The sequence below is a fragment of the Acinetobacter towneri genome (assembly GCF_001758345.1).
GTDB classification, from domain to species: domain Bacteria; phylum Pseudomonadota; class Gammaproteobacteria; order Pseudomonadales; family Moraxellaceae; genus Acinetobacter; species Acinetobacter towneri_A.
Genome location: NZ_MKQS01000024.1, coordinates 13,940 through 38,534 on the forward strand (window position 1 = coordinate 13,940; position 24,595 = coordinate 38,534).

Sequence of the window (24,595 nt, forward strand, 5' to 3'; positions counted from 1 at the left end):
GCGCTTTATAAAGCGCCTTTGATATATGGATAAGCATTATTCAATAAAATAGGCTGAGCTTTGGCATTTGGGTGAATTAAATCTTTTTGCATCAATTGCTTATTGCCTGCCACACCCTCCAAAAAAAACGGCAACAATTTGACTTTATATTGCTGACTCACCACTTTATAGTTATTTTCAAATGCTTTGCTATACGCCGAGCCGTAATTGGGTGGCATTTTCATCCCAAAAATCACCACTTTCGCTTTGGCTTTTTGGCTGTGCTGAATCAGGTTCGCTAAATTTTTTTGAATCATTTGTGGTGGTTGTCCACGCAAGCCATCATTCCCGCCTAACTCAATGACTACAACGTCTGGACGATGGGTCTGTAGCAATTTAGGCAGACGAGCCAAAGCACCACTGGTGGTTTCGCCACTGACACTTGCATTGACCACTTTATGCTCTTTCGGATACTGTTGTTCTAAACGTTTTTGCAATAAGAGAACCCAACCTTGTTGTGGTTGTATGCCGTAACCTGCACTCAAGCTGTCACCTACAATCATAATGGTTTTTGCAGATACCACGAATGGGCTGAAACATAGTCCAAGCAGCAACACACGCGGGAAGACACGATTAGTTAGATTGCGATTTTGCATAATGGGAAACATATGACTCAAAACACTAAAGAATCTAATATCATGCCACAAACGATTATTTCTGCCCAAAATTTGACACAAAAGATACAACTTGCACAAAAACAATTGACCATTTTTGAGAATTTAAACCTCGATATTCAAGCAGGTGAACAAGTCGCCATTACAGGTCGTTCGGGTTCGGGAAAATCGACCTTATTGGGTATTTTGGCAACTTTAGATCAAGCCAGCAGTGGAAAATTACTGGTTTGTGGTGAGTCAATTGCAGAATTAAATGAAGAACAACGTGCAGAAGTTCGTTTAAAGCATATTGGTTTTGTGTTTCAGTCTTTTCAGTTGTTGCCGCATTTAACTGCGCTAGAAAATGTGATGTTGCCCCTACGTTTGCAGGAAAAATTTAAATATGCAGCAGCAGAACAAAAAGCGCTGAATTTGCTGAAACGTGTGGGTTTAGAGCGTCAGGCACAGCAAACGCCGAAAGTGCTTTCGGGAGGCGAGCAACAACGTGTCGCCATTGCACGCGCTTTAATTCGTGAACCTAAAATTATTTTTGCCGATGAACCGACAGGAAATTTGGATGGTGAAACTGCAACTGAAATTGAGCAGTTGCTATTTGAGTTGAACCGCGAGTTGGGCACAACCTTGGTGTTGGTCACGCATGACCCGAAACTAGCAGCACAATGTCAGCGCCATTACGCCTTAATTGATGGACAATTGGTTGAGCAATTTGCAGCTAAGCCAACTGCTGCCATAACAGGAGGATGAAATGAACGCATTATTTCATCCACTGTTAAAGCAGAGTTTTAAAAGCAGTGGTGTCTACTTATTGATTATTGCGCTGACTTTGGCGATTAGCGCGACTACAGCCTTAAAGTTTAGTAATGAGCAAATTCAAAATGCAGTGGCGTTGCAAGCGGCAGAAATGCTGGCGGGTGATTTAGTACTGAGTGACAATGAACCGATTGAACAAGACTGGCAGGATCAGGCGACTGCACATCAATTACAACAGTCGAATGTGACTGTATTTAGTTCGATGGCACATACTCAAGCGCAATTTGTGATGGTGAATGTCAAAGCGATTGAGCAAAATTTTCCGCTACGCGGTGCGTTGCGGGTCAGTCCTGCAGCGGACAAGATTCAGTCTGGCGAAATTTGGCTGAGCCAACGTGCTATGGATTTACTTCACGTTAAACTGGGTGAAACGGTGAATATTGCCGATGCAGCATTTACCGTGACTGCCAAAATCGAACACGATTCTAATCAGGAACTCGGTTTTTCAGGTTTTTCGCCGACAGTGATAATTTCACAGGCTGATGTAGCACGTACCCACGCCATTCAAGTGGGTAGCCGTATAGATTACCGTTTGTTGTTGGCAGGCAGCGCCAAAGATACGCAAAATTTTGAGCAGTATTTTAAAACGCATACACAGCAGCCTACACAGGCACAGCAAACAGCCAACCCTGAACAAAACTTTGAAGAACAAAGCAGTTTAAGACTACGCAATGCCAGTGAAGGCAATACGCGCTTAATGCGCCCAATTGCCAATTTAGATACCTTTTTACAGTTGGCTAACATCCTGACCATTTTATTGTGCGGGATTGCGATTGGTTTGACCAGTCAGCGTTATGTGCAACAAAATCAGGATCATATCGCCTTATTACGTTGTATTGGTGCGAGTAAACGTCAAATTTTAGCCGCTTATTTGGCGTTGCTGGCTTTGGTCTTAATTATCGCTATGGGCATTGGCAGTATTTTGGGCGTGATCTTGGGCTATGCTTTGTTGCAAATCATGCTGCAACTGATTCCGCATTTGGACATTCAATTTTCAGCCATAGAAATGTTGCTTGGGCCATTGCCAATTGCCATGCTCACCAGTGCTGTAGTGTTGTTGGGTTTTGTACTGCCTAATTTATTGCAATTACTGAATACCGCACCGATCCGGGTGATTCGCCAACAAGACAAAAACATGCGCGCTTGGTGGTGGATGCTGCTGACAGGAACGCTAAGTCTGATCGTATTTTGTGTGGTCTTGACCGAAAGTGTAGTGCTCAGTGCATGGGTGATTGGCGCGATTATTGCGTTTTGTGTGTTGCTGTATGGGGTGGTGTGGGGTGTATTAAAATTAATACGTCATTCTAAAGGTAGAGTCGCAGCGTATATTCGTGCGCCTGCTGTCACGGCCTTTCAAATTACCGCATTGGCTTTAGGATTAAGTTTGATTACGGTACTTGCAGTGTTGCGTACTGATTTGTTAGATCGTTGGCAACAACAATTGCCCGAAGGAACACCCAATCAGTTTGTTTACGGCTTACCACCGTTTGATATGCCTGAATTTCAACAACAACTCGCGCAGCAGCAGTGGAATAGTACGCCACTTTATCCAAATATACGTGGGCGTTTGGTCGCTAAAAATGATAAACCTTTTGCTGAAGCCTTAATTCAGCAAAGCAATACATTAACCCGGGAACTCAACCTGACCCAGTCGGATCGTTATCCTGCCGATAATGTGATTGTGAATGGGCAAGCCAATTTTAGTGCAGTGGGGCAAGTCTCAGTAGAAGCAGATACGGCTGCCGAGTTGGGCATTCAAATTGGAGATAGGCTCAGTTTTAGTCTTCCTGAAGGCATACTTGAAGCCGAAGTGATTAATCTGCGTACGGTTGAGTGGGAAAGCTTTAGTCCAAATTTTTTCTTTATTTTTTCACCGCAAACTATGGATGAAAATGCAGGCAGTTATTTGGGTAGTTTCTATGTACCTGATGCAGATAAACCGAAACTGATTCAATTGATTCAGCAATTTGCCAATACAGTGTTTATAGATGTCAGCCTAATTTTGGATGAAATTAAACGCATCGTGAATGTGTTGGTGCAGATCATCACCATCTTAGCCATTTTGGTGAGTGTGTCTGGGTTGTTGGTTTTGGTCGCGTGTTTAAACTTGTTGATGGATGAGCGCAAACGCGAAGTGGCATTGCTGCGTTCTTTTGGCAGTTCTAAACAAAAGCTCAAACGTATGTTAAGTCTAGAAATTGGTTTTATGGGGTTTTTGGCGGGAATTGTGGCGTGTTTATTTGCCGAAGTCATTAGTGCTGTTGCCAGTTACCGCATGGATTTAATGCTGCAACCGCATTGGGAAATCTGGCTGATTTTGCCTGTATTTATGACCGTGTTGTGTGCCTTGATAGGACGTTATCGTTTAAGTTATTTGTGCGATATTCCGCCACTACAAAGTTTAAGAGAGATGAATCAGTCCTGATTCATCTCTCGTTTATGGTGTTCTGCTAGTTGTAAGGTTGATTGCTCAACCCAGACTGCGTTGCATCATGCTAAGCAGTTCTTGCCAAAGAGGTTGAATTGGAGCAAGCAGTTGATGGCAATACCAGTAAAAGGCAGCACAACCCAGTGGTGCAAGGAGTATCGCAAAACCGTTCACTAAGTTGCTGTGTTTACTGCGTTGTCCAATGTACCAAATGAGTGTCATGGCTGCGCCCATGAGCATGCCACCAATATGTGCAGCGTTATTAATGCCACTGATCATAAAGCCCATGCCTAAATTCAGTGCCATCACTATCACTAAGGTTTTGCCATCCAACAGAAATTTTTGGCGCGGCAATTGGGGCAATAACGCCAATACCGTCAGTGCAGCCCCAAGTCCCATCACTGCACCCGATGCACCTGCACCCACGCTAGGTAACAGCTTTGGATTGGCGACGCCTTGCTCGAGTAGGTTATAACTGTCTTGAATGCTGACATAGCCACTGAGCAGGCTGCCCATTAAACCTGCACAAACATATAACACTATAAAATAAGCACGCCCAAACAACTGCTCACTAACGCTGCCAAAAATATACAAGGCCCACATATTTAACATTAAATGTACTAAACCGAAATGAAAAAACATGCTGCTGAACAGGCGAATGGGTTCCGCCAAAAAGGTTAAAGGTGCATAATCAGCACCCCAGCGTATTGCATCTTGCGGGCTAGGATTGCTAATGTTCATACCGTTAAGCACTTGCCATGCAAACAAAGCCACATTGATTGCAATCAGGGTTGCGGTAATCCACCACAGGTGAATTTCAACTTTATTGTTGCGCAGGTTTGGGGGATTTTGGGACATATATTTGAATATTGTGTCGTAGTGATCAATCTAAGCTTAACACGAAAAAATAACGCTTCAGGAGCCATGCACCAAGATGAAAGCTTTTTTTATACGAACTTTGTTAATTCTTGTCAGTGTGGTGCTTTTGATTCAATTGTGGATTTTTAGCAGCTTGGTGTGGTGGCGTACGCAACCTGTGCAATCGACCATGATGATGCGTTTAGATTATTGGGCTGAACCAAGCAAGCCTATTCAACATCAATGGCGTGACTATGACCAAATCAGCGACAACTTAAAACGCGCTGTAGTGACTGCAGAAGATGGTAAATTTATGCAGCATCATGGCTTTGACTGGGAAGGCATCCAAACTGCATTGGAACGAAACAAAGATGAAGGCAAAGTCGTGGCGGGTGGTTCCACGATTTCTCAGCAACTTGTCAAGAATTTGTTTTTATACAATAAGCGCTCTTTTTTGCGTAAAGGGCAAGAAGTTGTGGCAACATGGATGATGGAGCGCATGTGGTCAAAGCAGCGCATTTTAGAGGTTTATCTTAACTCGGTAGAATTTGGCGATAATATTTATGGTGCCGAAGCTGCGGCACAGCATTATTTTGGCAAAAGTGCAAAAAGTTTAAGCCGTGACCAAGCGATTTTCTTGGCTGCAATTTTAACTAATCCCAAATATTTTCAGGAACACCGTAATGCGGGGGCGTTAAAAGCCCGTAAACGGATGGTACAGCGTTATATGCGTTATGCGGAAATACCCTGAATCGAGGGAAAACATACTATAAATCTGAATACATTCACAAAGCCTAATTTTTTAGGCTTTTTTTATGAAAATGTCACAAAATTGAAGCATACTTGTAGCAGTGCCAAACATTTTAAAAAAGCATAGGTGGGTATGAATACGGCAACAGGCGCGACTCCTGCGCAACCAGAATATACATATAATGATCGCTACATTAACCGCGAACTGTCTATTTTAGATTTCCATTTGCGCGTGCTTGAGCAAGCTGTAGATCCGTTGCATCCTTTGTTGGAACGTATGAACTTCCTGCTGATTTTTTCACGTAATTTGGATGAGTTTTTTGAAATTCGTGTTGCGGGCATGATGGAACAATTGGACTTGGGCAATGAAAGCCGAACTCCAGATGGTTTAACGCCTAAACAGGTGTTAGATCAAATTTCTAAAACAGCACATGCTGCCATTGAACGTCAGTACCGTATTTTAAATCAGGAAATTTTGCCAAAATTACGTGAAGAAGACATTTGTTTCTTACGTCGCGGTGAATTAACTCCTGCACAATCGGCATGGGTGAAAAAATATTTCCAAGAGCAAGTTGCCCCTGTATTAACTCCAATTAGCCTAGACCCTGCACATCCATTCCCACGGTTGGTCAACAAAAGCCTGAACTTTATTGTGACTTTGGAAGGAAAAGATGCTTTTGGTCGTCAAATTGATTTGGCTGTTGTTCCCGCACCACGTTCACTACCACGCGTAGTCCGTTTACCCGATGAACTGACAGGTGGTAAAGAGCATCACGTCATGCTTTCTGCGATTATTCACGAGCATGTGTCAGACTTATTCCCAGGGATGACCGCAACAGGTTGTTATCAATTTCGTGTGACCCGTAATGCAGATTTGGCGTTAAATGAAGATGTAGAAGATTTAGCCAAAGCTCTAAAAGGCGAATTAAATTCACGCCGTTTTGGTCGTGCTGTTCGTTTGGAAGTCACGCAGAACTGCCCTAAAGCCATTTATGATTATTTGTTAGATGAGTTTGATCTTGAAGAAGAGCAACTTTATAAAGTCGATGGTCCAGTCAACTTGGCACGTTTATTGTCAAATTTTAAGCGTCCGCATTTACGTTATGATTCACATACACCCGCCATTCCAAAGGTGTTGAAAAAGTCTGAAAATATTTTTTCAGCAATGCAAAAACAAGACATTTTATTGCACCATCCGTTTGAATCTTTTGCTCCTGTGATTAACTTGCTGCGTGAAGCTGCACGTGATCCACAAGTCTTGGCAATAAAACAAACTTTATATCGCAGTGGCGCAGATTCTGAAATTGTGCAAGTGCTTGCAGAAGCTGCACGAAACGGTAAAGAAGTGACTGCGGTTATTGAACTGCGCGCACGTTTTGATGAAGAGTCTAACATTGCTGTGGCTAACGTGTTGCAAGAAGCGGGCGCAGTAGTGGTGTACGGTATTGTGGGTTACAAAACCCACGCCAAAATGATTTTGGTGGTGCGCCGTGAAAATAATAAATTGGTGCGTTACGTGCATTTAGGCACAGGTAACTACCACGCAGGCAATGCGCGTATTTACACCGACTATGGTTTACTGACCACAGATAAAGAGCTATGTGAAGATGTGCATCGTATTTTCCAAGAGCTGACAGGCATGGGCAAAATGGCAAAACTGAAAAAGTTATTGCATGCGCCATTTACCCTGCACGCGCAGTTGGTCAATTATATTGATGAAGAAATTGCCAACGCCAAAGCAGGCAAGCCAGCGCAAATTATTGTGAAAGTGAATGCACTGACTGAAATGCAATTGATCAATAAATTGTATGAGGCTTCTCAGGCAGGTGTGCAAATTGATCTTATTATCCGTTCAATTTGCTGTTTACGTCCAGGCTTGCCAGGCTTATCGGAAAATATTCGTGTGCGTTCGATAGTTGGACGTTTCCTTGAGCATACCCGTGTCTATTATTTCTCTAATAATGGCAATCCACGTATTTATTGTTCAAGTGCAGACTGGATGGATCGTAACCTGTTTAACCGCGTTGAAGCCTGTTTCCCAATTGAAGATCCAGCCTTGAAAAAGCGGATTTATGAGCAAGGCTTATTGACCTATATGCAAGATAATCAACAAGCATGGCTGTTGCAGGGCGATGGATCTTGGGTGCGTGTAAAAGCGGCTGATGGTGAAGAGCCGCATAATGCGCAGCGAATCCTTACCGAGAGTATTGTTTAGTTTAAAACTTGTATAGCAGGAAAAAGAGCGATGCTAGACATCGCTCTTTTTCGTTTCTAATATTCATTTGATGCTTATTTAATACTTATGTTTTTGATTTATCTTTTATATTGATCAATAATTTAAGAAAAACAGCCCATCGCATCATCCGCATTCATAATTTTCCGATAAATACTTTTTACATAACCATGCACCAGTTGTTCGGAAGCATTCAGGTTGGCAGCAACCTGCTGTGAGGGTAAACCTTGTCCTGAAAGCGCCAATATTTCATGTTCAGTTTTAGAGAGTGTCAAAGAATGGTCATGTGCGACAATGGATTGTTCGCAGGCTAAAATTTCATTGGCTAAGTTACCATCTAGCGGTGATCCGCCACGTAAAATGGTGCGAATCTGGTTTTGCATGCCTGTCGCAGATTGGTCGCTAAAGACATAGGCTGAAATGCCTAAATGAATAGCTTGTAGCAATTGTTTGGGCATACTTGAAGGCAGCACCGCCACAATTAAGGTGTCTTTACGGAAATGTTTGAGATTTTGAATAAAATCAATTTGTGCTTTTGACCAAGACTGTAAATTGATAAATACCAAATTAGGTAAATGTTGCTGCACCATCAACACTGCATTTGTGAGCGATGGGCTGCAAAGTAACACCTCATTTGGGTAGCCAAAATTTTGTAAAATATGGCTTAAATTTTCTGATGCTTCCACCTGATCATCAATCAGCAGAACGGGTACAGGTAAAATGAGATCTCTGTGAATCATGTCAAATACTCCTGTGCTGTTCTATAAATAATTTTGATAAATAGATTTTGCGTGATATTGCTGTAACTGAATACCCTTAGATATAGTGATTATTATATGAAAAGAGTAAATCTAAGTATTTGTTGTTAGGTATTTTTTATCGTTTTGAAAATGTGAGTAAGCTTACTAGAGACTGCTTTTTATTTTAGTTAATATGAACAATGAAATGTTAAATTTGTGTTTAAGAGCACATATTGAAACTTATTTATATTCATAAATCACTTCAACATATTGAACTGCAAAAATATAAGGATTTTTTGAACGAAAATAAAAAGGAGCCATGTTGGCTCCTTAATGAAAAGTAGGTTGGTGTGTCTAAATTGAGTGTGTGTTTTGAGTGATTTTTTGTAAAATCTGTAGCAAAACGTCAAATTCACTTTGTAGCGGTGTACTTTTACGGGTCACCAAAGCCAAAGTACGGCTTGGTGCAGCCTCAATACTTTTGATCTGTATATCTGGATTCGATTTGATCATGGCATTATGAATTGCAATTTCAGGCAATAGAGTAAAGCCCAAATTTGCAGAGACCATTTCAACCAAGGTTGGCAAAGAGCTGGCTTTTAAACGTTGATCGTTTTTACGTTCACCAATTGGGCAGGCACTTAAAGTGTGGTCGCGTAAGCAATGACCTTCTTCAAGTAGCATTAAACGCGATAAATCCAAATCATCTAAAGAGTGAGCCTGCACCGATTGATGATCGCCTTTGTGAGAAACCAGGAACAAATCTTCTTTAGAAATCTCTGCGACTTTCAAGCCACGTGTATCGAATGGCAGTGCTAACACAACCATATCTAAACTGCCGTGTTCCAATTTTTCGACAATTTTTTCACTTTGAGCTTCGTGTAAATGCAAGTGAATTTTAGGTAGCTGCTGATGAACTTCATCTAACAGTTGCGCCAAAATAAATGGGGCAATGGTTGGAATCACGCCTAGGTGTAAATCACCTGTGAGAGGCTCACTCATTTCACGGCTTAAACGCATTAAATCCTGTGCATCTGCTAACAGAACCCGCGCGCGTGCTACGACTTGTTCACCCAATGGGGTTAAGCGTACATTCTGTCGATCACGTTCTACCAGTACACCGCCAAGCAGGCGCTCTAGTTCCATGATCCCGCCAGACAAAGTCGACTGAGTTACAAAAGAACGGCGAGCCGCTTCTGTAAAATGTAACGTTTCAGACAGTGTAACGAGGTATGACAGCTGTCTTAAAGATGGTAATGCAGCCATAGTGTCCTAATGATTATGATTTAAAGTGGTGAGCAAACAGTTCACTAAGATGAGGAATAAAGTGTGGAGGGATATCATGCCCCATTCCATTGATTAATTCAAACTTAGCGCCCGGAATCGCTTTCGCAACAGCCTTACCATGCCCTGGTGGGAGCAAACGATCTTGCGAACCATGTACCACAAGGGTAGGTTGCTGAATTTGTTTGTCCAGATGTAGCAACGAGCCTGTACATAATATTGCTAAAAACTGTTGAAGTACACCCGCAGGATAATAACTTCGCTGATATAATTTGCGTGCAGTTTGCATCGCTTCGAGTTGATTTACATGACCTGGTGAGCCTATCACCTTAAAGAGTTTTAAACTATGATCAACGATGCTATTTTCATCTTGCGATTTTGGTCTTTCTAGTAAGCTGAACAGTTGTTTTGGAAATGGTGGTGGTAAAAAAGGCTGGTTATTACTGGTAAATAATAAACCTAAATTACTCACGCGATCTGCATATTTGGCTGCCAAAATTTGTGCAATCATCCCGCCCATAGATGCACCAATCACCTCGGTCTTTTCAATGCCTAAGCGCTCTAATAGTAATGCAGCATCATCTGCCATATCAAACAAGTTATAAGGTGCGCCGTGGTTTTGCAAACCTAAGCTGAAACGCCCCATCATTTTATAGGTGTTCAGACGGGGGCCTTTGTGGCGAATTTTGGATGATAAACCAATATCACGGTTGTCATAGCGAATGACCCGATAACCTTGATCAATCAATGATTTACAAAAGAAATCGGGCCAGTACAACATTTGTGCGCCCAAACCCATAATCAGTAAAATAGGTGGATCTTCAGTTTTTCCACCCACTTCGACATGCAACTGAATACCGTTGCCTAGATCGACTTTAGTTTCATGCATAAATGCCGTATAGGGCGAAGTGTGGAACTGAAGTGCACTATTCATGTTGTGATCCTCATGTCAGGCAAGGGCGAAATCAATCGCCCTTTATTGTTTTTATTTTATTCCGATACAGGCAATAAGTCTGGCACTAATTTGGTCAAACTCAAGCGTTGTTTAGCCGCCGTTGCGCCTAATAGGACAAAGCCACGTAAGGTATCGGTTTGGTCATAGGCTCTGGCAATCATGCCATCATCAAATTCTTCAGTATGCCAATTAACATCTACCTCTAGCGGTGCAGGTAAAACGGTAAGTGGTGCATCAGGCGTTTTTACTGCCACAGGCATGGCGGGGTAGTGGACTTGAGTGGTTTCACCATTTAAGGTTTTGGCTAAGGCGCGTGCTTGCTGCATGATTGGCATGACATAGGGCAATAAAATACCATTCACTTCCGCACAATCACCCACTGCATAAATATCTGCTTGGCTAGTTTCAAGTTGTGCATTGGTGAGTACGCCACGACTGGTTTCAATGCCTGCTGTTTTAGCCAAAGCAATATTTGGTTGTAAACCAATTGCAGATAGCACGACATCGGCAATTAAAGACTGGCCACTGGTAATCGTCACTAAATAGTCGTCATTTTTTATTTTTGAAACTTTTTCAACGGTTGTACCCAATACAAAATGGATGCCCGTTTCTTCTAGGTTTTGTTTAAAAGCACTGGCTACATAATCTGGCAGTAAACGAGCTAGCGGTTGTTGTGCAAGATCAATCACCGTGACTTGGTGTCCTGTTTGTTGCAAGTCATTAGCAAATTCACAACCAATCAGACCCGCACCTAAAATCACCACACGTTTATCTTGACGCTGTTCAAGCTGTTGGCGAAATGCAGTGTAATCACTTAAATTATTTACCACATGAATATCATCACTGCCATCGCCTGCAATTGCTAAACGCATAGGACTCGCACCTACTGCCAAAACCAATTTTGAATAAGGTTGTTGACTGCTCACTCCCTCTTTTTCTAATTCAAGTACATGCGCCTCTGCATCAATTGCTTTCACCCAAGTCTGGGTTTCAATACGCATATTGAGTTGGCTTGCCATTTTTGCGGCATCGCCCAATGCAATTTGAGCTGGGGCTTTATTGCCCGCCAAGGCGTTAGATAAAGTTGGTTTGGCATAATTGGCAGCATCATCTGCACAAATCATGACTAAGGCTTGTTCTGCATTTAGTTTACGAAACTCGCGTGCAACTGTATAACCTGCCATGCCTGAACCAATAATAACGATGGGATGCATTAAGGTGTACTCCAAATAAGGGCATAGAAGTTGGCGTTAAAAAAAGACCATCGGACATGGTCTTTTCGTGGTTTTAGATCTCAATCATTTCAAAATCAGCTTTTGAAACGCCGCAGTCTGGGCAAGTCCAATCATCAGGAATATCTTCCCATAATGTACCTGCCACAATACCATCTTGAGGCCAGCCTTCTGCTTCGTCATAAATCCATCCACAAACGATGCATTGATACTTTTTCATTCCATTCTCCATAAACCGATCTATAAATTTCCAGATCAGCAAAAAACTTATCTACAACTAGTTGTATGATATCTCTCTTTGATTAAGTTTTTACGCAGTTATAAGGCTAAAGTAAAGTCAATAAGCGATTTTAATCTGTGCTTTTATAGAATGAATAGCCGCATGGGACAAAACTATACAAAAAAAACCTGTTTTGAGAGAGATAGCTTGCTGTAATGAGAGAAAGACTGCAGGAAAAAATCACGTTTTTATGCGTATGAGTAATCTTTAACACCTTGGTCGTAGAGTAAGAATCTTATTTTTTTGTTATTTTATGATGGAATAAATATGTATTATTTTTTTAATTATATTTAAGTTTATAAAAATCAAAAACTTATAATATTAGGGCGCGTGATTGAAGACGGTCTTGTCGATTCGATCACTAGCCTTGTGTGAAAATAAACGGTAAAATTCAACCATTCTTTAGTCACATTTCTGATCTTCCATGAGCAATTTGTCTACTTTTTTGTGGTCGCATATTCGTACAGTTCCTCATTTCCCAAAACCAGGCGTAGATTTTTATGATTTAACGCCTTTGTTTATGAATAATTTGGATTCATTAACAGATGCTTTAATTGCCAACATTCCTGCAGAAAAATTAGCTGAAGTTGAAAGCTTTATTGCAGTAGAAGCGCGTGGTTTTGTATTGGCGAGCCTTTTAGCACAGCGTACAGGCAAAGGTTTGGTACTTGTACGTAAAGCAGGTAAATTGCCACCACCAGTTGTGGGTGTGGGGTATAGCTTAGAATACGGCTTAGACCGTTTAGAAATGGCTGCCGATGTGCAAGCGCAAAAAGTCATTATTGTAGATGATGTATTGGCGACTGGCGGCACGTTAAAAGCAGTCAAACAATTGGCTGAAAAATGTAATCATCAAGTTTTGGGTGCCAGCATTTTTCTAGACTTGCCAGATTTACACAAAAACTTAGGTTTAGATATTTGGTCGGTGTTGGACAATAAATCTAAACCAGAACAAGCAGTGGCTTAATCCTTTTAAGCTGTTGTAACTGCTGTAAAAAAAGCCTGATCATCATGGTTGTGAGCAGGCTTTTTTAATAGGTGATGATTATATGATAATTTTTTAATGGATCGCTTTGACTTTATTTGGCAAGATAAACTTTTTCGATTTGTTGAATACAAGAATTAATATTTTCTGGATGTAATAAGCGATGATGTCCGGACTCAAAAGTAGAGGTCTGCATATAGTTTTCTAAAAATGCTTGTGCGGCATGCATATCCAAAATTTCATCGCCCAACTCTAAATAAGCCAATTGTGGAATATCGTGCTGCAAGTCAACATCTGAAATTGCAGGATAATCATTGCGAAATGTGGGAGCTAAACTTGGATTTGCCACCACGCACGGAATATGATGCGACAATGACATTTTGAGCGCCCAATAGCCACCTAGACTATGTCCCACCAAAATTTCAGGCTTAATTTTTTGGATGATATTGTGATAAAAATCGGCAACGGTTTGATAATTTAAGTTGCGATAATCGACATCGATACAAAATTTTTGTTTTGCATCTATGGCATGGAATTTAGTCGACTCACGTGAGGAATCTAATCCATGTAAAAACAAGACTTTTAAAGCACATGTATTCATTGCCAGATTCACGAAGTTAAGCATCTTGATACAAACTGAGCCTAAGATAAAGAGGATAGAAAATAAGATATTTAGACTGATACATCTCGAAGTTTAAAAAAACAGCAAAATACGGTCTTTTTCATCTATTTCTGAACAATATTGTAGTGCGCTTGATTTGAGAAAGAAGTTAGCTTTTGGTCTAAGTCTACAAAAAATCACAAAAGCAAGGGGGAATTGAAAAAATAAATTGCCCGAGTCAGAGAAGGCATACGAAATCGCATCTAAATCTGCTATTCTATTGAACTTCTTTTTTTAGTAATTATTCGAGGCAGAGATGACGCAACATAACGCTCAATCGACTTCAGAACCCACTATTTCCGAAAACGATTTAATTGCGCAGCGTCATGCCAAGTTAAAGCAAATTCAAGAACAAGCGAAGGCGAAGGGAAGCAGCCCTTGGCCAAATACTTTTAAGCGTGAAAACTACGCAGGAGATTTGCAGGCACAATTCGCAGAAGTTTCTAAAGAAGAAATTGAAGCAGGCGAAAAAGTTTATGTGTCTGTGGCTGGTCGTGTGATGTTGAACCGCGGTTCATTCATCGTCATTCAAGACATGACAGGTCGTATTCAGTTGTACGTGGCGCGTAAAGAACTTAGTGCTGAAACTTTAGATACGATCAAGAGCCTCGACTTGGGCGATATTATTGCAGTGAAAGGCTATATTGGTCGTTCAGGCAAAGGCGATTTATACGTTCATATTGAACATTTTGAATTGTTGACCAAATCTCTACGTCCATTACCAGACAAATATCATGGTTTAAACGATACCGAAGCGAAATACCGCAAGCGTTATTTAGACTTGATCGTAAATGAAGACACCCGTAAAACCTTTGAAATTCGTGCTAAAGTCATATCGGGTATTCGTGCATTTTTAACCGAACAGCGTTTTATGGAAGTTGAAACGCCAATGATGCATGTGATTCCTGGTGGTGCATCTGCGCGTCCATTTGAAACGCATCATAATGCTTTAGATATGCCGTTATTCTTGCGTATTGCACCTGAATTATATTTAAAGCGTTTAGTGGTGGGTGGTTTTGAACGTGTGTTTGAAATTAACCGTAACTTCCGTAATGAAGGGGTGTCTACACGTCATAACCCTGAATTTACCATGATCGAATTCTACCAAGCTTATGCCGACTATAAAGATTTAATGGCATTGACAGAGCAAATGCTAGAAAAATTGGCTTTGGATATTTTGGGCACTACCGATGTACCGTATGGCGATGAAGTGTATAGCTTCAAAGGTCCATTCAAGAAAATTTCGATGTTTGATGCCATTCTTGAGCACAATCCACAATTCACGCCAGAAAATGTCAATGACCGTGATTTCTTGGCTAAATTTGTGCAGGAAGAATTGAAAGAACAGGTGAAACCAGGTTTTGGTTTGGGCAAACTACAAACGATAGTGTTTGAAGAAACTGTAGAAACTCAATTGCGTCAGCCGACTTTCATTACAGAATATCCTGCAGAAACGTCACCTTTAGCACGTCGTAATGACGATAATCCACACATTACTGACCGTTTTGAGTTCTTTATTGGTGGTCGTGAATTGGCGAATGGTTTCTCGGAATTAAATGACCCGATTGACCAAGCTGAGCGTTTCCAAGCACAGGTTGCAGAAAAAGACGCAGGCGATGATGAAGCGATGCATTACGATGCAGACTTCGTTGAAGCTTTGGAATACGGCTTACCTCCAACTGCTGGTGAAGGCATCGGGATTGACCGTTTGGTCATGTTGTTTGCCAACGCTGCGAGTATTCGCGATGTGATTTTATTCCCACACATGCGTCATAAAAACTAAGTTTTAGCGCATTGTTGATTACATAAAAAATAACCTGCAGAAATGCAGGTTGTTTTTTTGTTGCAACTTAAGAATTAAACACTTGCCACCAATTTTTTGATCATAGGTCGATGCGTTGGCTCACAAGCCATCAATCATGCTACATTTGTAAATTCAGCCAAGCCACTTGTACATCTCTTGGGTTAGTGTAAATAGTCGTGTTTAAGAAATATAATTTTTCTTGCGCGAATAATTGTGTTTCAATCGACGGATACAATTCTGTTGTGCTTGTATTTAAAAGGGGACATCTACCAAATAAAAACCTTTAGGGCATTTATAGATTGCATACAGTCAATAAAGGTTTTTTCTTCGGCTTTTAGATGACCCGCGCCAATTTCATAGCTGTGGTCTTGATTGCTATGTGTTACGAAAATAAAAAACCGAGAGTTGATGATCACGACAACCTAATCCAAATGGCAGCCGAATTTGATCTGCACTGAGTTGATGCTGCACAAAAATATTCAACATTGAAGTATCATCGTTTAAAAGTGCTTATAGGACGAGTAGTTCAAGACTGTGCTGATACAAAAAACCAGCCAGTTGCGTCTGTTCAAGTTTGGATTTGATCTGTTTAATCTGTGACATGGGAGCATCCTAAAATAAAAATATGTTTTACTTTAAGCATTTCTTGTTCATGCTTGACGCGTTAAATTAGATGAATAATCTAGTAAGTTATTTAAAAAAGAGCAACTTTAGCGTGATTGATGTGTATTAAACGCAGCGAAAATGACCTTAAACTTTAATGGGTAACAGAATAAACTATTGATTAAATAAAGCTTATATTACTTATTGGTTTTCTTTTATATGAGCTTTTTGCATATAAATATAATAAAACAAGCAATAGTTTGCATAACTAAGTCACTATAATGAAAATCAAATTCTATCTGTGTTATTCGTACACAAGTTTAAGTATATCCGGTGTGATCAATGTCAATAAATCAGGAAAGACTTACTCATCTTAAGCAGCTTGAAGCTGAGAGTATTCATATTATCCGTGAAGTTGCAGCCGAATTTGAAAATCCAGTCATGTTGTATTCGATTGGTAAAGATTCAGCGGTAATGTTGCATTTGGCTTTAAAAGCATTCTATCCAGCGAAACTGCCATTTCCACTGCTACATGTGGATACGGGCTGGAAGTTCAAAGATATGATCACTTTCCGTGACAACATGGCAAAACAACACGGTTTTGACTTGATTGTTCATCAGAATAAAGAAGGGGTTGAAGCAGGTATTAACCCGTTCGACCACGGTAGTTCTAAATATACCGACATCATGAAAACCCAAGCCTTAAAACAAGCTTTAGACAAATACGGTTTTGATGCGGCATTTGGTGGTGCACGTCGTGATGAAGAAAAATCACGTGCCAAAGAGCGTGTTTATTCTTTCCGTGATGCAAAACACCGTTGGGATCCGAAAAATCAGCGTCCTGAATTGTGGAATTTGTATAACGGCAAGGTCAATAAAGGCGAAAGCATCCGCGTGTTTCCATTGTCTAACTGGACTGAATTGGATATTTGGCAATACATTTACCTCGAAAGTATTCCATTAGTACCGTTGTATTTGGCTGCAAAACGTCCTGTCGTTGAACGTAGCGGTACTTTAATTATGGTCGATGATGAACGTATGCCACTGCTAGAAGGTGAAGTTCCTCAAATGAAATCTGTACGTTTCCGTACTTTAGGTTGTTATCCGCTTACGGGTGCAGTCGAGTCAGAAGCGAATACCTTGCCTGAAATTATTCAGGAAATGCTATTGGCAACCAGTTCAGAACGTCAGGGTCGTATGATTGACCACGATGAAGCTGGCTCAATGGAAAAGAAAAAGCAAGAAGGTTACTTCTAATCTCTCCTCTAGAATTTCTTAAAACTCTTTTTATAAAGAGGGATTTATAAAAAGCGGAGCCAAGCCTCCCTTTTATCCAGTTAGATTTAGAGAGATTAAAGATTAAAAACCGATTTCTAAAGAATATGCGGAGCTTTGAGCAATGTCTCATCAATCGAATTTAATTAGCCAAGATATTTTGGCGTATTTAAAACAGCACGAAAACAAAGATCTACTGCGCTTTTTAACTTGCGGAAACGTAGATGATGGTAAATCGACATTAATTGGTCGTTTATTGTATGACTCAAAATTGATTTATGAAGATCAGTTACAAGCGGTGACTCGTGACTCGAAAAAAGTCGGCACTACGGGCGATGCACCTGACTTGGCTTTATTGGTGGATGGTTTGCAAGCCGAGCGTGAGCAGGGCATTACCATTGATGTGGCTTATCGTTATTTCTCTACCGAAAAGCGTAAGTTCATCATTGCCGATACGCCAGGGCATGAGCAATATACACGTAACATGGCCACAGGTGCATCGACCTGTGACTTGGCGATTATTTTGATTGATGCACGTTATGGTGTACAAACGCAAACCCGTCGTCATACCTATATTTCTAGTTTATTGGGCATAAACAATATTGTGGTGGCCATCAATAAAATGGATTTGGTGGATTATTCCGAAGCACGATTCAACGAAATTCAGGCGGAATATGCGAACTTTGTGAATCAATTGGGTGATCGTAAACCAGCGAATATTATTTTCACTCCAATTTCAGCCTTAAACGGCGATAACGTAGTGAACAAGTCTGAGCATACGCCTTGGTACACTGGCGATACGTTAATGGGAACATTGGAGTCGGTAGAAATTAACCGTAAATCGGCTCAAAATGATTTCCGTTTCCCAGTGCAGTATGTCAACCGTCCAAACCTCGACTTCCGTGGTTTTTGCGGTACGATTGCTTTGGGTGATATTCATGTGGGTGACCGCATTGTGGCATTGCCTTCAGGGAAAAGCTCGACAGTTAAAGAGATTGTGACTTTTGATGGCAATCTTGAACATGCAATTGCAGGTCAAGCCGTTACCCTAACACTGAACGATGAAATTGATATTTCACGTGGTAATGTGTTGGTGCGTGAAGATCAGGCACGCCCTGAAATTTCACGAGCTGTAAATGCCACTGTGGTGTGGATGGCTGATCAGCCACTATCTATTGGCAAGTTATATAACTTAAAAGTGGGTACACAAACCGTTCCTGCGAAAGTCACAGCCATTCATTACCGCACCAACGTAAATACTTTGGAACAGGTACAGGTTGAACAGCTTGAACTGAATGCAATTGCCAATGTCACCATCGAATTTGATGCGCCTGTAGTATTTGACCGTTATCAAGATAGTCGTTATACAGGTTCGTTTATTTTCATTGACCGTTTAAATAACGTGACCATTGGCGCAGGTATGGTTGAAGCTTGTGTAGAATGGTCTGCACACAATGCAGTAGTCACAGCAGAAGACCGTGCTGCACGTTTAGGTCAAAAACCTGCAGCGGTATGTGTACCAAGCCAAGCACTTGAACAGGCGCAAGCGCTTGAAAGTTTGCTGATTCAGCAGGGTATTGTTGCGATTGCCAAAGCAGGTTTAGATGCTGCGCAGGTTGCACTACTACGCGAAACAGGCATTGTGGTGATTAGCGATGTAAACAGTGGCGCAGATGCAGAGTTGACTGCGATCAGTGCTGAAGAACTTGCAGAAAAAATAATTGCCTTAGTTCGTTTATAAAATCGAATCCGCATACAATAAAAAACCGCTTTCATCTGAAAGCGGTTTTTTATGCGCGCTTATTATATTGGAAAGTTGGTTTTTAAGTGTACTCTACGGGTTCGCTATTGAGATGTTTGAGCATGGGTGTGAAATGCCCATAACTAATTTTTTGTGGTTGTACTTCAAAACCATTTTTTTCATAAAAACTTAAAGCGGTCTGCGTGCTAAATACACTCATGTGCGATACATTTTTGCGCTGTAAATCGCTTATTGCTTCAAATAATAAGGCTTGACCAATACCGCGTTGTTGCATTTCGGGTGCAATGGCATGTTGTAAAATTTGCCCGTGATCACTCATCATAATAAAGCCGACTACCACATGCTGTAAGACATAGACCCAACAATTGTTGTAATGCAGCAGCATTAAAATATTTTCGTAGCTTTTATTTTCTAGCCATGCCTGAATTTTGGCTTCATTACGTTGATGATCTTGAAAACAAGAGCGAATACTGGCATGTAATACCGCAACCAAATTGGTGACATCTTGAATTTGTGCAGCTCTAATCATCTAGGCTTAGTGTGATAGATAAAACAAGGCTCTATTGGAAGTGAAAAGCGTTTAAAGAAATAGCAGAAAATTGTTGTGTTTTGCTGCGTTATATAACAGCACAAGTCCTAATTTTGAGGCATTCAGTATCATTATGTAATTAAATACTGCGCTTTTTGGCGATGCAGGATGATTGATCTGTTAAAGCTTAAGCGTTGAATCGTGTAGCAGTGAATAGACGCTATGTTCTGAAATAGTTATACTTTATTGAAACGCCTGAAATAAGAGCGAAGACCAAGATGGCAAAACTATTGTTATGGATTTTGTTGTTGATTGCTGTTTATGCAGTCTGGAAAGTCTGGTTCAAAATAAAAATTAATCGTACTTTTCAGCAAAGCTGTCAAGATATTGCCAATATTGTCCAAGACCCGATTACCCACAAAGCACCGCGCCCTGTAGAAGAGGTGGTGGAAGAAGTTGCCGAACACGAACAGCAATGATTTGATGATATCGCAGAAATATTTTTAAGCTTAAAAGTATCTAGTCATGACCCTGAAGATGCCGAAACCATTCAACAAGAAGTGCTGAATAAAATGCCTGCCAAAGCGCATACGCAAATTCGTCAGTTAGACTTGGGTGAATGGTCGATTTACTGGAGCTTTTGCGAGCAATCCCTTGAATATTATGTCGGCAAATACGGAGTTTTTATTACCCATGTAGACCGTTTTGGACGAGAGCATAAATACAATAATTCAGAGCAATTTAAAGCGGATTAATTTTCATACCTGATTTTCTATTTATGGTTTTAGAGAAGTTTTTTTAAATGAATTGCAGTATCTTCTAATCAGTTAAGCGTTTGGTTAAATGTTGAGTTTTGCGCTATTTTCCCGAAAAGAGGTATCATGCCTTTTTCTTTTACATAGGCAGCAACAATGTCGGTTCTAGAAATCATTGCTGTGTTGATTAGTGTTTTAGGCGTGACATTAACCATTAAGCGACATATTGCTTGCTGGGTGGTGAATTTTATTGCCTGTTTGCTGTATGCCTATTTGTTCTTTGAATATCAATTGTATGGCGAAACGGTATTACAAACCCTATTTATGGGCATGGCTGTTTATGGTTTTTTGCAGTGGAAAACTGCACAGCAGCAAAAACAACATATCGTCATTCAGAGCTTGCCACTCTCTAAAATGTGGCTGCAAATTGCACTGTGTAGCTTACTTGGTTTATTGTTTGGGCTGATTTTAAAGTGGTGGACGCAAGCTTCACTGCCTTTATTGGATGCACAACTGGCCGCCATGAGTCTATTGGCAACCTATTGGACCAGTCGTAAATACTTGGCAACATGGGTGTTATGGATTGTGGTCGATCTGGTGTATATCGGCATGTTTATTTACAAAGAGTTGCTGTTAACGGCTGTGTTATATGCAGGTTTTGTGGTGCTGGCTTATTTGGGCTGGCGTGAATGGCATAAAATCCGACAACAACATGCAGCACATTCTGCGCTGTGATGGTGTGTAGCGATGAGCAATTTAATTGATTTTAAACAGGCGCAGCTTAAACAATTTGATTTATTGGCCTTGGATATTTTGGCGTATCCTGAGCGTTATTTACCATTTGATTCGATTGCAGATTTTTACCAAGCCCAATGGTTAGATGATTTTCCCAAAGGGACGACATGGTGTGCCACAGGACTAGATGATGGCGCTGAACATTTTTATGCCAAAATTGAATTTTGTGGGCATTATTTAATTATTTATAGTCATGAAACCTATGCTGCTGAATTTGGCATCATTCACACAGAATAGACAAAATAGAGTCAATGACAGTAGAAGGAACAAACGCTTTAATAACCTGAAAATAAAGTTGTATGTAGGATATAAAACAACTTATACCTGTTAGGCATCAGCTAAATTATATTGCACGATGATGCTAGACCTACTTCATCAAAAACAACATAAAAGGAACTCAAATGGCACATCAATTTACTGTGAACGCGACGATTCATGGCGTTTCAATTGACGAATTTAAGCGTTTAGTGGCAGATGTTGCTTTGCATGAAGCAGTTTGCAAACGTATTCCTGGTGAAAATTTGGAAATTTTAGAATCTAAAAAAAACGGTGATATTTACACTTTACGCCGTGCCTATAATTTGGATGTGAATATTCCTGATTTGGCTAAAAAATTATTAAAAGATGCATTTCGTTTAAAACGAAATGATGTGACCCATTTAACTGACCTAACTTCAACCGTGGAGCTTGGTGCAAACTTGCCTTTAGAAGCTAAAGGTGAGCGTAGCGTGACGGGCAATCATGAAAAAATTGATATTCAATTAAACTGGACAATTAAGGTTAAAGTGCCATTGATTGGCGGTATGTTGGAAAAACATGCAGAAGGGGAAATCCGCCGTTTCAGTGAGTTGGAAATTGGCATTGTGGAAGATGAGCTTAAGAAAAATTTAGCAGTTTAATTCTTCAATTCTGCTAGAAAAGATTGTTCTTAAATCCATGCTTGGCGCTACCGTTTTCGGTGGCGCTTTGTTTTTTGGACGTATTGAATTGTGATTGTTGATGCTGGGGTCATTTTACAGTGATCAATTTTTGATTTTTTGAAAAAGTTTAGTGCTTGGCTTTATTGCATACAGACTATCGTCTTAATTTATTATTTAAATATAGTATATTTATTATGCTAATATTTTGACCAAATTTAAATTGAGTGTGGGTTCTGCCATGAAATTGATTCAGTTGTTATGTTTATCGGTTTTGCTGACCTTTGCTAGTCTATCTCCAGCAATGGCAGAGAGCAAAAAAGATCCGCTTTTTGTCTTGCTTACCAGCAGTGATGCACACCGCACCAAAATGGCTATTGGCATGAGTAATAACCAATTTGGCAAAGGTCATCCATTGACGATTTATTTGGTCGATCAAGGCGTAATGTTGGCATCTAACCGTTTTGAACATAAATATGCAGAGCATCAAAACATGCTGAAAAGTATTATCGCCAAAGGTGGTGATGTCTATATCTGCAAAATGTGTATGGATCAGTACGGTGTTGTTGAAGGTGACTTAATGAAAGGCCTCAAATTTGCCAATCCAGATGCCATGGGTGACGCAATTTTCCGTCCAGGTACACAAACATTGAGCTGGTAAATTCGGTTGCTTAAAATGCGCCGGCCTTATTGAAAAACAGGGCTTTTTTATTGCGGAATGTATAGCGCATGGCGTATTTTTTTAAACGATAATCCAGTGCTGCGCGGGAAATTCCCAATAAGCGTACCGCTTCTAACACATTCTGTTTGGCTTTATACATGGCGGTCACAATTAACAGTTGTTCATGCTGTTCTAAATCAAAACCTTCGGTTAAAAGCGTATCTAAATCTACGCTGTCTTGCTCATCTACGGCATCGTAGCTGTGTATTTGTGGAAACAGGGCATTCAGTTTAATCAGTTGTTGATCTTACGTCAGCAGTACTGCACGTTCCAACAGGTTTTCCAGTTCACGAATATTGCCAGGCCAAGCATAGTTTTGCATAAAATCAGTGGCTTTTTCACTGATGCCATGAATCTGTTTGTCATACATTTTTTCAAAGCGTATTAAGAAATGTGCAACCAAAAGCGGTAAATCTTCACGGCGTTCACGCAGTGGTGGAATTTGCACAGGAAAAATATTTAAACGGTAATATAAATCGGCACAGAAACGCCCAGTTTTAACCGCTTGTTCTAAATCTTCATTGTGCAGCAATCACGCGAACATCAATATGACGGGTTTGTGAATCTCCGACACGCTCCACTTCACCTTCTTTTAGCACACGCAGCAAAGCCGCTTGAGCGCGTGGTGAAAGTTTAATCACTTCATCTGAAAATAGTACCGCCATGGGTGCGTTCAAATTTACCTAATCGTGATTGATGTGCACCTGTAAACGCTCCTTTATCGACACCAAATAGCTCAGATTCAATCAGTTCAGGTGAAATAGCTGCACAGTTGACCGCGACAAAAGTATGTTCTTTACGTTGACTGAGTTCATGCACACCACGAGCAAAGGCTTCTTACCCGACACGTGTTTCACCTTGCAGCAAAATGGAAACTTTGGCACCTGCCGTTTTTTTGAGTAAGTTACAAACCCGTTGATAAGCTGCTGATTGTCCGACTGAGCTGAACATACTGTAGTCATTTTACTGATGGTATAAATCGACTTTTTTAGTTCATACAATTCGGCTTGCAGTGAAATGATTTCCTGTTCCATCGGTTAGGGCGACATGAACTGAATTAGCTCATCGGCAGGGCGTTTTAACACCTGAACCTGATTCTGCAGTTTTGCACATCAATCTATCTTACAAAACAAAGCCAAGTTGAAGGACTTGGCTTTTTTGCAGCATCATTTTCCAAGATTGCTTGCTTCTAATTACGTGCTTGCATAAGTTGAGTTCGATGGATTAAATTTTTAATTCCTCATGCGCTGTATTTGTGCGCTAAGAGGCTTTGTTGCACAAACCTATCTGTAAAGGGTTTTTCAGCGATATAATTTTCAAATGAAGAAGCCTACACACAAAATCTACCGCACAACCAATTGGCCCGCATATAACCGAGCACTCATGAGTCGCGGAAATATTGCCATTTGGTTTGATCCTGCTACGCAATGGTATGCGCCATCAAAAGGCAAACAAGGGCGAAATCAAACCTACTCCGACGCAGCCATCCAATGCTGCTTAATGATTAAATCCTTATTCCGTCTGTCTTTACGTATGGTCACTGGCTTTGTGCAAAGTCTGATTAA

The 24,595-nt window shown here is 40.6% G+C and carries 24 protein-coding genes and 1 pseudogene; 15 read left to right on the plus strand and 10 right to left on the minus strand.

The features are described from left to right. Positions 1-5 precede the first annotated feature (5 nt). Positions 6-635: an arylesterase gene (locus BJN41_RS11295; RefSeq protein WP_070155326.1), complete on the minus strand. Its 630-nt coding sequence runs from the start codon at positions 633-635 to the stop codon at positions 6-8. 12 nt (positions 636-647) lie between these two features. On the opposite strand from BJN41_RS11295, the gene BJN41_RS11300 reads away from it, so the two are divergent. After that, entirely contained in the window at positions 648-1,397 is a 750-nt protein-coding gene (locus tag BJN41_RS11300; RefSeq protein WP_019837462.1) for an ABC transporter ATP-binding protein, read from the plus strand. Position 1,398: 1 nt separating this feature from the next. Beyond that, positions 1,399-3,888: an ABC transporter permease gene (locus tag BJN41_RS11305; RefSeq protein WP_070155297.1), complete on the plus strand. Its 2,490-nt coding sequence runs from the start codon at positions 1,399-1,401 to the stop codon at positions 3,886-3,888. A 45-nt stretch (positions 3,889-3,933) separates the two neighbouring features. Here the strand turns inward: BJN41_RS11305 and BJN41_RS11310 are convergent, their stop codons facing one another. Further along, on the minus strand, positions 3,934-4,749 hold the full coding sequence (locus BJN41_RS11310) for a rhomboid family intramembrane serine protease (protein ID WP_070155299.1): 816 nt from the start codon (positions 4,747-4,749) through the stop codon (positions 3,934-3,936). Positions 4,750-4,825: 76 nt separating this feature from the next. Between BJN41_RS11310 and mtgA the strand changes: the two genes are divergently transcribed. Then, complete coding sequence (gene mtgA, locus BJN41_RS11315; RefSeq protein ID WP_019837459.1) at positions 4,826-5,500, plus strand: monofunctional biosynthetic peptidoglycan transglycosylase; 675 nt, start codon at positions 4,826-4,828, stop codon at positions 5,498-5,500. Positions 5,501-5,632: 132 nt separating this feature from the next. Beyond that, positions 5,633-7,714, plus strand: a complete 2,082-nt coding sequence (gene ppk1 / locus BJN41_RS11320) for a polyphosphate kinase 1 (protein ID WP_070155301.1) — start codon at positions 5,633-5,635, stop codon at positions 7,712-7,714. A gap of 122 nt (positions 7,715-7,836) precedes the next feature. On the opposite strand, the gene BJN41_RS11325 is transcribed toward ppk1, so the two are convergent. From BJN41_RS11325 to rubA, 5 genes are all read right to left on the minus strand, one after another. Then, positions 7,837-8,472 (minus strand): LuxR C-terminal-related transcriptional regulator, encoded by a 636-nt coding sequence (locus tag BJN41_RS11325; RefSeq protein ID WP_019837457.1) that lies wholly within the window; start codon positions 8,470-8,472, stop codon positions 7,837-7,839. Positions 8,473-8,826: 354 nt separating this feature from the next. Next, on the minus strand, positions 8,827-9,738 hold the full coding sequence (gene oxyR, locus BJN41_RS11330) for a LysR family transcriptional regulator OxyR (RefSeq protein WP_019837456.1): 912 nt from the start codon (positions 9,736-9,738) through the stop codon (positions 8,827-8,829). Between the two features lie 13 nt (positions 9,739-9,751). Next, entirely contained in the window at positions 9,752-10,690 is a 939-nt protein-coding gene (locus BJN41_RS11335) for an alpha/beta fold hydrolase (protein WP_070155303.1), read from the minus strand. A 56-nt stretch (positions 10,691-10,746) separates the two neighbouring features. Further along, positions 10,747-11,925: an FAD-dependent oxidoreductase gene (locus BJN41_RS11340; RefSeq protein ID WP_070155305.1), complete on the minus strand. Its 1,179-nt coding sequence runs from the start codon at positions 11,923-11,925 to the stop codon at positions 10,747-10,749. A 73-nt stretch (positions 11,926-11,998) separates the two neighbouring features. After that, entirely contained in the window at positions 11,999-12,163 is a 165-nt protein-coding gene (rubA, locus tag BJN41_RS11345) for a rubredoxin RubA (protein ID WP_070155307.1), read from the minus strand. Between the two features lie 484 nt (positions 12,164-12,647). On the opposite strand from rubA, the gene BJN41_RS11350 reads away from it, so the two are divergent. Further along, on the plus strand, positions 12,648-13,190 hold the full coding sequence (locus tag BJN41_RS11350) for an adenine phosphoribosyltransferase (RefSeq protein ID WP_070155309.1): 543 nt from the start codon (positions 12,648-12,650) through the stop codon (positions 13,188-13,190). Positions 13,191-13,302: 112 nt separating this feature from the next. On the opposite strand, the gene BJN41_RS11355 is transcribed toward BJN41_RS11350, so the two are convergent. Continuing rightward, the gene (locus tag BJN41_RS11355; RefSeq protein WP_070155328.1) at positions 13,303-13,809 is read right to left on the minus strand and encodes a YqiA/YcfP family alpha/beta fold hydrolase; all 507 of its coding nucleotides are present in this window, start codon (positions 13,807-13,809) and stop codon (positions 13,303-13,305) included. A gap of 316 nt (positions 13,810-14,125) precedes the next feature. Here BJN41_RS11355 and lysS point away from each other — a divergent pair, with 316 nt between their 5' ends. The 3 genes from lysS to cysN all read left to right on the plus strand — a co-directional run bounded on the left by lysS (position 14,126) and on the right by cysN (position 19,292). Continuing rightward, positions 14,126-15,652, plus strand: coding sequence for a lysine--tRNA ligase (gene lysS / locus BJN41_RS11360; RefSeq protein WP_070155311.1), 1,527 nt, complete (start codon positions 14,126-14,128; stop codon positions 15,650-15,652). A 972-nt stretch (positions 15,653-16,624) separates the two neighbouring features. After that, positions 16,625-17,533 carry a sulfate adenylyltransferase subunit CysD gene (cysD, locus tag BJN41_RS11365; protein ID WP_171257443.1) on the plus strand — a complete coding sequence of 303 codons (909 nt, stop codon included), beginning with the start codon at positions 16,625-16,627 and terminating at the stop codon, positions 17,531-17,533. 142 nt (positions 17,534-17,675) lie between these two features. Further along, positions 17,676-19,292 carry a sulfate adenylyltransferase subunit CysN gene (cysN, locus tag BJN41_RS11370; RefSeq protein ID WP_070155315.1) on the plus strand — a complete coding sequence of 539 codons (1,617 nt, stop codon included), beginning with the start codon at positions 17,676-17,678 and terminating at the stop codon, positions 19,290-19,292. 82 nt (positions 19,293-19,374) lie between these two features. On the opposite strand, the gene BJN41_RS11375 is transcribed toward cysN, so the two are convergent. Beyond that, positions 19,375-19,842, minus strand: a complete 468-nt coding sequence (locus BJN41_RS11375; RefSeq protein WP_070155316.1) for a GNAT family N-acetyltransferase — start codon at positions 19,840-19,842, stop codon at positions 19,375-19,377. A gap of 278 nt (positions 19,843-20,120) precedes the next feature. On the opposite strand from BJN41_RS11375, the gene BJN41_RS15895 reads away from it, so the two are divergent. The 6 genes from BJN41_RS15895 to BJN41_RS11400 all read left to right on the plus strand — a co-directional run bounded on the left by BJN41_RS15895 (position 20,121) and on the right by BJN41_RS11400 (position 22,970). Then, entirely contained in the window at positions 20,121-20,321 is a 201-nt protein-coding gene (locus BJN41_RS15895) for a hypothetical protein (RefSeq protein ID WP_227515235.1), read from the plus strand. Between the two features lie 93 nt (positions 20,322-20,414). Then, complete coding sequence (locus BJN41_RS15900) at positions 20,415-20,597, plus strand: hypothetical protein (RefSeq protein WP_227515236.1); 183 nt, start codon at positions 20,415-20,417, stop codon at positions 20,595-20,597. Positions 20,598-20,753: 156 nt separating this feature from the next. Continuing rightward, the gene (gene pnuC, locus BJN41_RS11385) at positions 20,754-21,332 is read left to right on the plus strand and encodes a nicotinamide riboside transporter PnuC (protein ID WP_070155318.1); all 579 of its coding nucleotides are present in this window, start codon (positions 20,754-20,756) and stop codon (positions 21,330-21,332) included. Positions 21,333-21,344: 12 nt separating this feature from the next. Beyond that, positions 21,345-21,629, plus strand: a complete 285-nt coding sequence (locus tag BJN41_RS11390; protein ID WP_070155320.1) for a hypothetical protein — start codon at positions 21,345-21,347, stop codon at positions 21,627-21,629. Between the two features lie 164 nt (positions 21,630-21,793). After that, positions 21,794-22,291: a DUF2505 family protein gene (locus tag BJN41_RS11395; protein WP_070155322.1), complete on the plus strand. Its 498-nt coding sequence runs from the start codon at positions 21,794-21,796 to the stop codon at positions 22,289-22,291. Between the two features lie 259 nt (positions 22,292-22,550). After that, on the plus strand, positions 22,551-22,970 hold the full coding sequence (locus BJN41_RS11400; RefSeq protein WP_070155330.1) for a DsrE family protein: 420 nt from the start codon (positions 22,551-22,553) through the stop codon (positions 22,968-22,970). Between the two features lie 10 nt (positions 22,971-22,980). Here the strand turns inward: BJN41_RS11400 and BJN41_RS11405 are convergent. Then, positions 22,981-24,100, minus strand: a pseudogene (locus tag BJN41_RS11405) (sigma-54 interaction domain-containing protein); the annotation flags it as partial. A gap of 250 nt (positions 24,101-24,350) precedes the next feature. On the opposite strand from BJN41_RS11405, the gene BJN41_RS11410 reads away from it, so the two are divergent. Continuing rightward, on the plus strand, positions 24,351-24,595 hold a 245-nt coding region (locus tag BJN41_RS11410; RefSeq protein ID WP_171072066.1), incomplete at its 3' end, for a transposase.

Bases quoted from the DNA above. Each gene is read 5' to 3' on its own strand.
- mtgA (WP_019837459.1), top strand. From the start codon at position 4,826: ATGAAAGCTTTTTTTATACGAACTTTGTTAATTCTTGTCAGTGTGGTG.
- BJN41_RS11310 (WP_070155299.1), bottom strand. From the start codon at position 4,749: ATGTCCCAAAATCCCCCAAACCTGCGCAACAATAAAGTTGAAATTCAC.
- BJN41_RS11295 (WP_070155326.1), bottom strand. From the start codon at position 635: ATGCAAAATCGCAATCTAACTAATCGTGTCTTCCCGCGTGTGTTGCTG.
- cysN (WP_070155315.1), top strand. From the start codon at position 17,676: ATGTCTCATCAATCGAATTTAATTAGCCAAGATATTTTGGCGTATTTA.
- BJN41_RS15900 (WP_227515236.1), top strand. From the start codon at position 20,415: ATGCCTGCCAAAGCGCATACGCAAATTCGTCAGTTAGACTTGGGTGAA.
- BJN41_RS11400 (WP_070155330.1), top strand. From the start codon at position 22,551: ATGAAATTGATTCAGTTGTTATGTTTATCGGTTTTGCTGACCTTTGCT.
- BJN41_RS11375 (WP_070155316.1), bottom strand. From the start codon at position 19,842: ATGATTAGAGCTGCACAAATTCAAGATGTCACCAATTTGGTTGCGGTA.
- BJN41_RS11350 (WP_070155309.1), top strand. From the start codon at position 12,648: ATGAGCAATTTGTCTACTTTTTTGTGGTCGCATATTCGTACAGTTCCT.
- BJN41_RS11305 (WP_070155297.1), top strand. From the start codon at position 1,399: ATGAACGCATTATTTCATCCACTGTTAAAGCAGAGTTTTAAAAGCAGT.
- BJN41_RS15895 (WP_227515235.1), top strand. From the start codon at position 20,121: ATGGCAAAACTATTGTTATGGATTTTGTTGTTGATTGCTGTTTATGCA.
- ppk1 (WP_070155301.1), top strand. From the start codon at position 5,633: ATGAATACGGCAACAGGCGCGACTCCTGCGCAACCAGAATATACATAT.
- BJN41_RS11340 (WP_070155305.1), bottom strand. From the start codon at position 11,925: ATGCATCCCATCGTTATTATTGGTTCAGGCATGGCAGGTTATACAGTT.
- BJN41_RS11300 (WP_019837462.1), top strand. From the start codon at position 648: ATGACTCAAAACACTAAAGAATCTAATATCATGCCACAAACGATTATT.
- pnuC (WP_070155318.1), top strand. From the start codon at position 20,754: ATGTCGGTTCTAGAAATCATTGCTGTGTTGATTAGTGTTTTAGGCGTG.
- rubA (WP_070155307.1), bottom strand. From the start codon at position 12,163: ATGAAAAAGTATCAATGCATCGTTTGTGGATGGATTTATGACGAAGCA.
- oxyR (WP_019837456.1), bottom strand. From the start codon at position 9,738: ATGGCTGCATTACCATCTTTAAGACAGCTGTCATACCTCGTTACACTG.
- BJN41_RS11335 (WP_070155303.1), bottom strand. From the start codon at position 10,690: ATGAATAGTGCACTTCAGTTCCACACTTCGCCCTATACGGCATTTATG.
- BJN41_RS11355 (WP_070155328.1), bottom strand. From the start codon at position 13,809: ATGAATACATGTGCTTTAAAAGTCTTGTTTTTACATGGATTAGATTCC.
- BJN41_RS11325 (WP_019837457.1), bottom strand. From the start codon at position 8,472: ATGATTCACAGAGATCTCATTTTACCTGTACCCGTTCTGCTGATTGAT.
- lysS (WP_070155311.1), top strand. From the start codon at position 14,126: ATGACGCAACATAACGCTCAATCGACTTCAGAACCCACTATTTCCGAA.
- BJN41_RS11390 (WP_070155320.1), top strand. From the start codon at position 21,345: ATGAGCAATTTAATTGATTTTAAACAGGCGCAGCTTAAACAATTTGAT.
- BJN41_RS11395 (WP_070155322.1), top strand. From the start codon at position 21,794: ATGGCACATCAATTTACTGTGAACGCGACGATTCATGGCGTTTCAATT.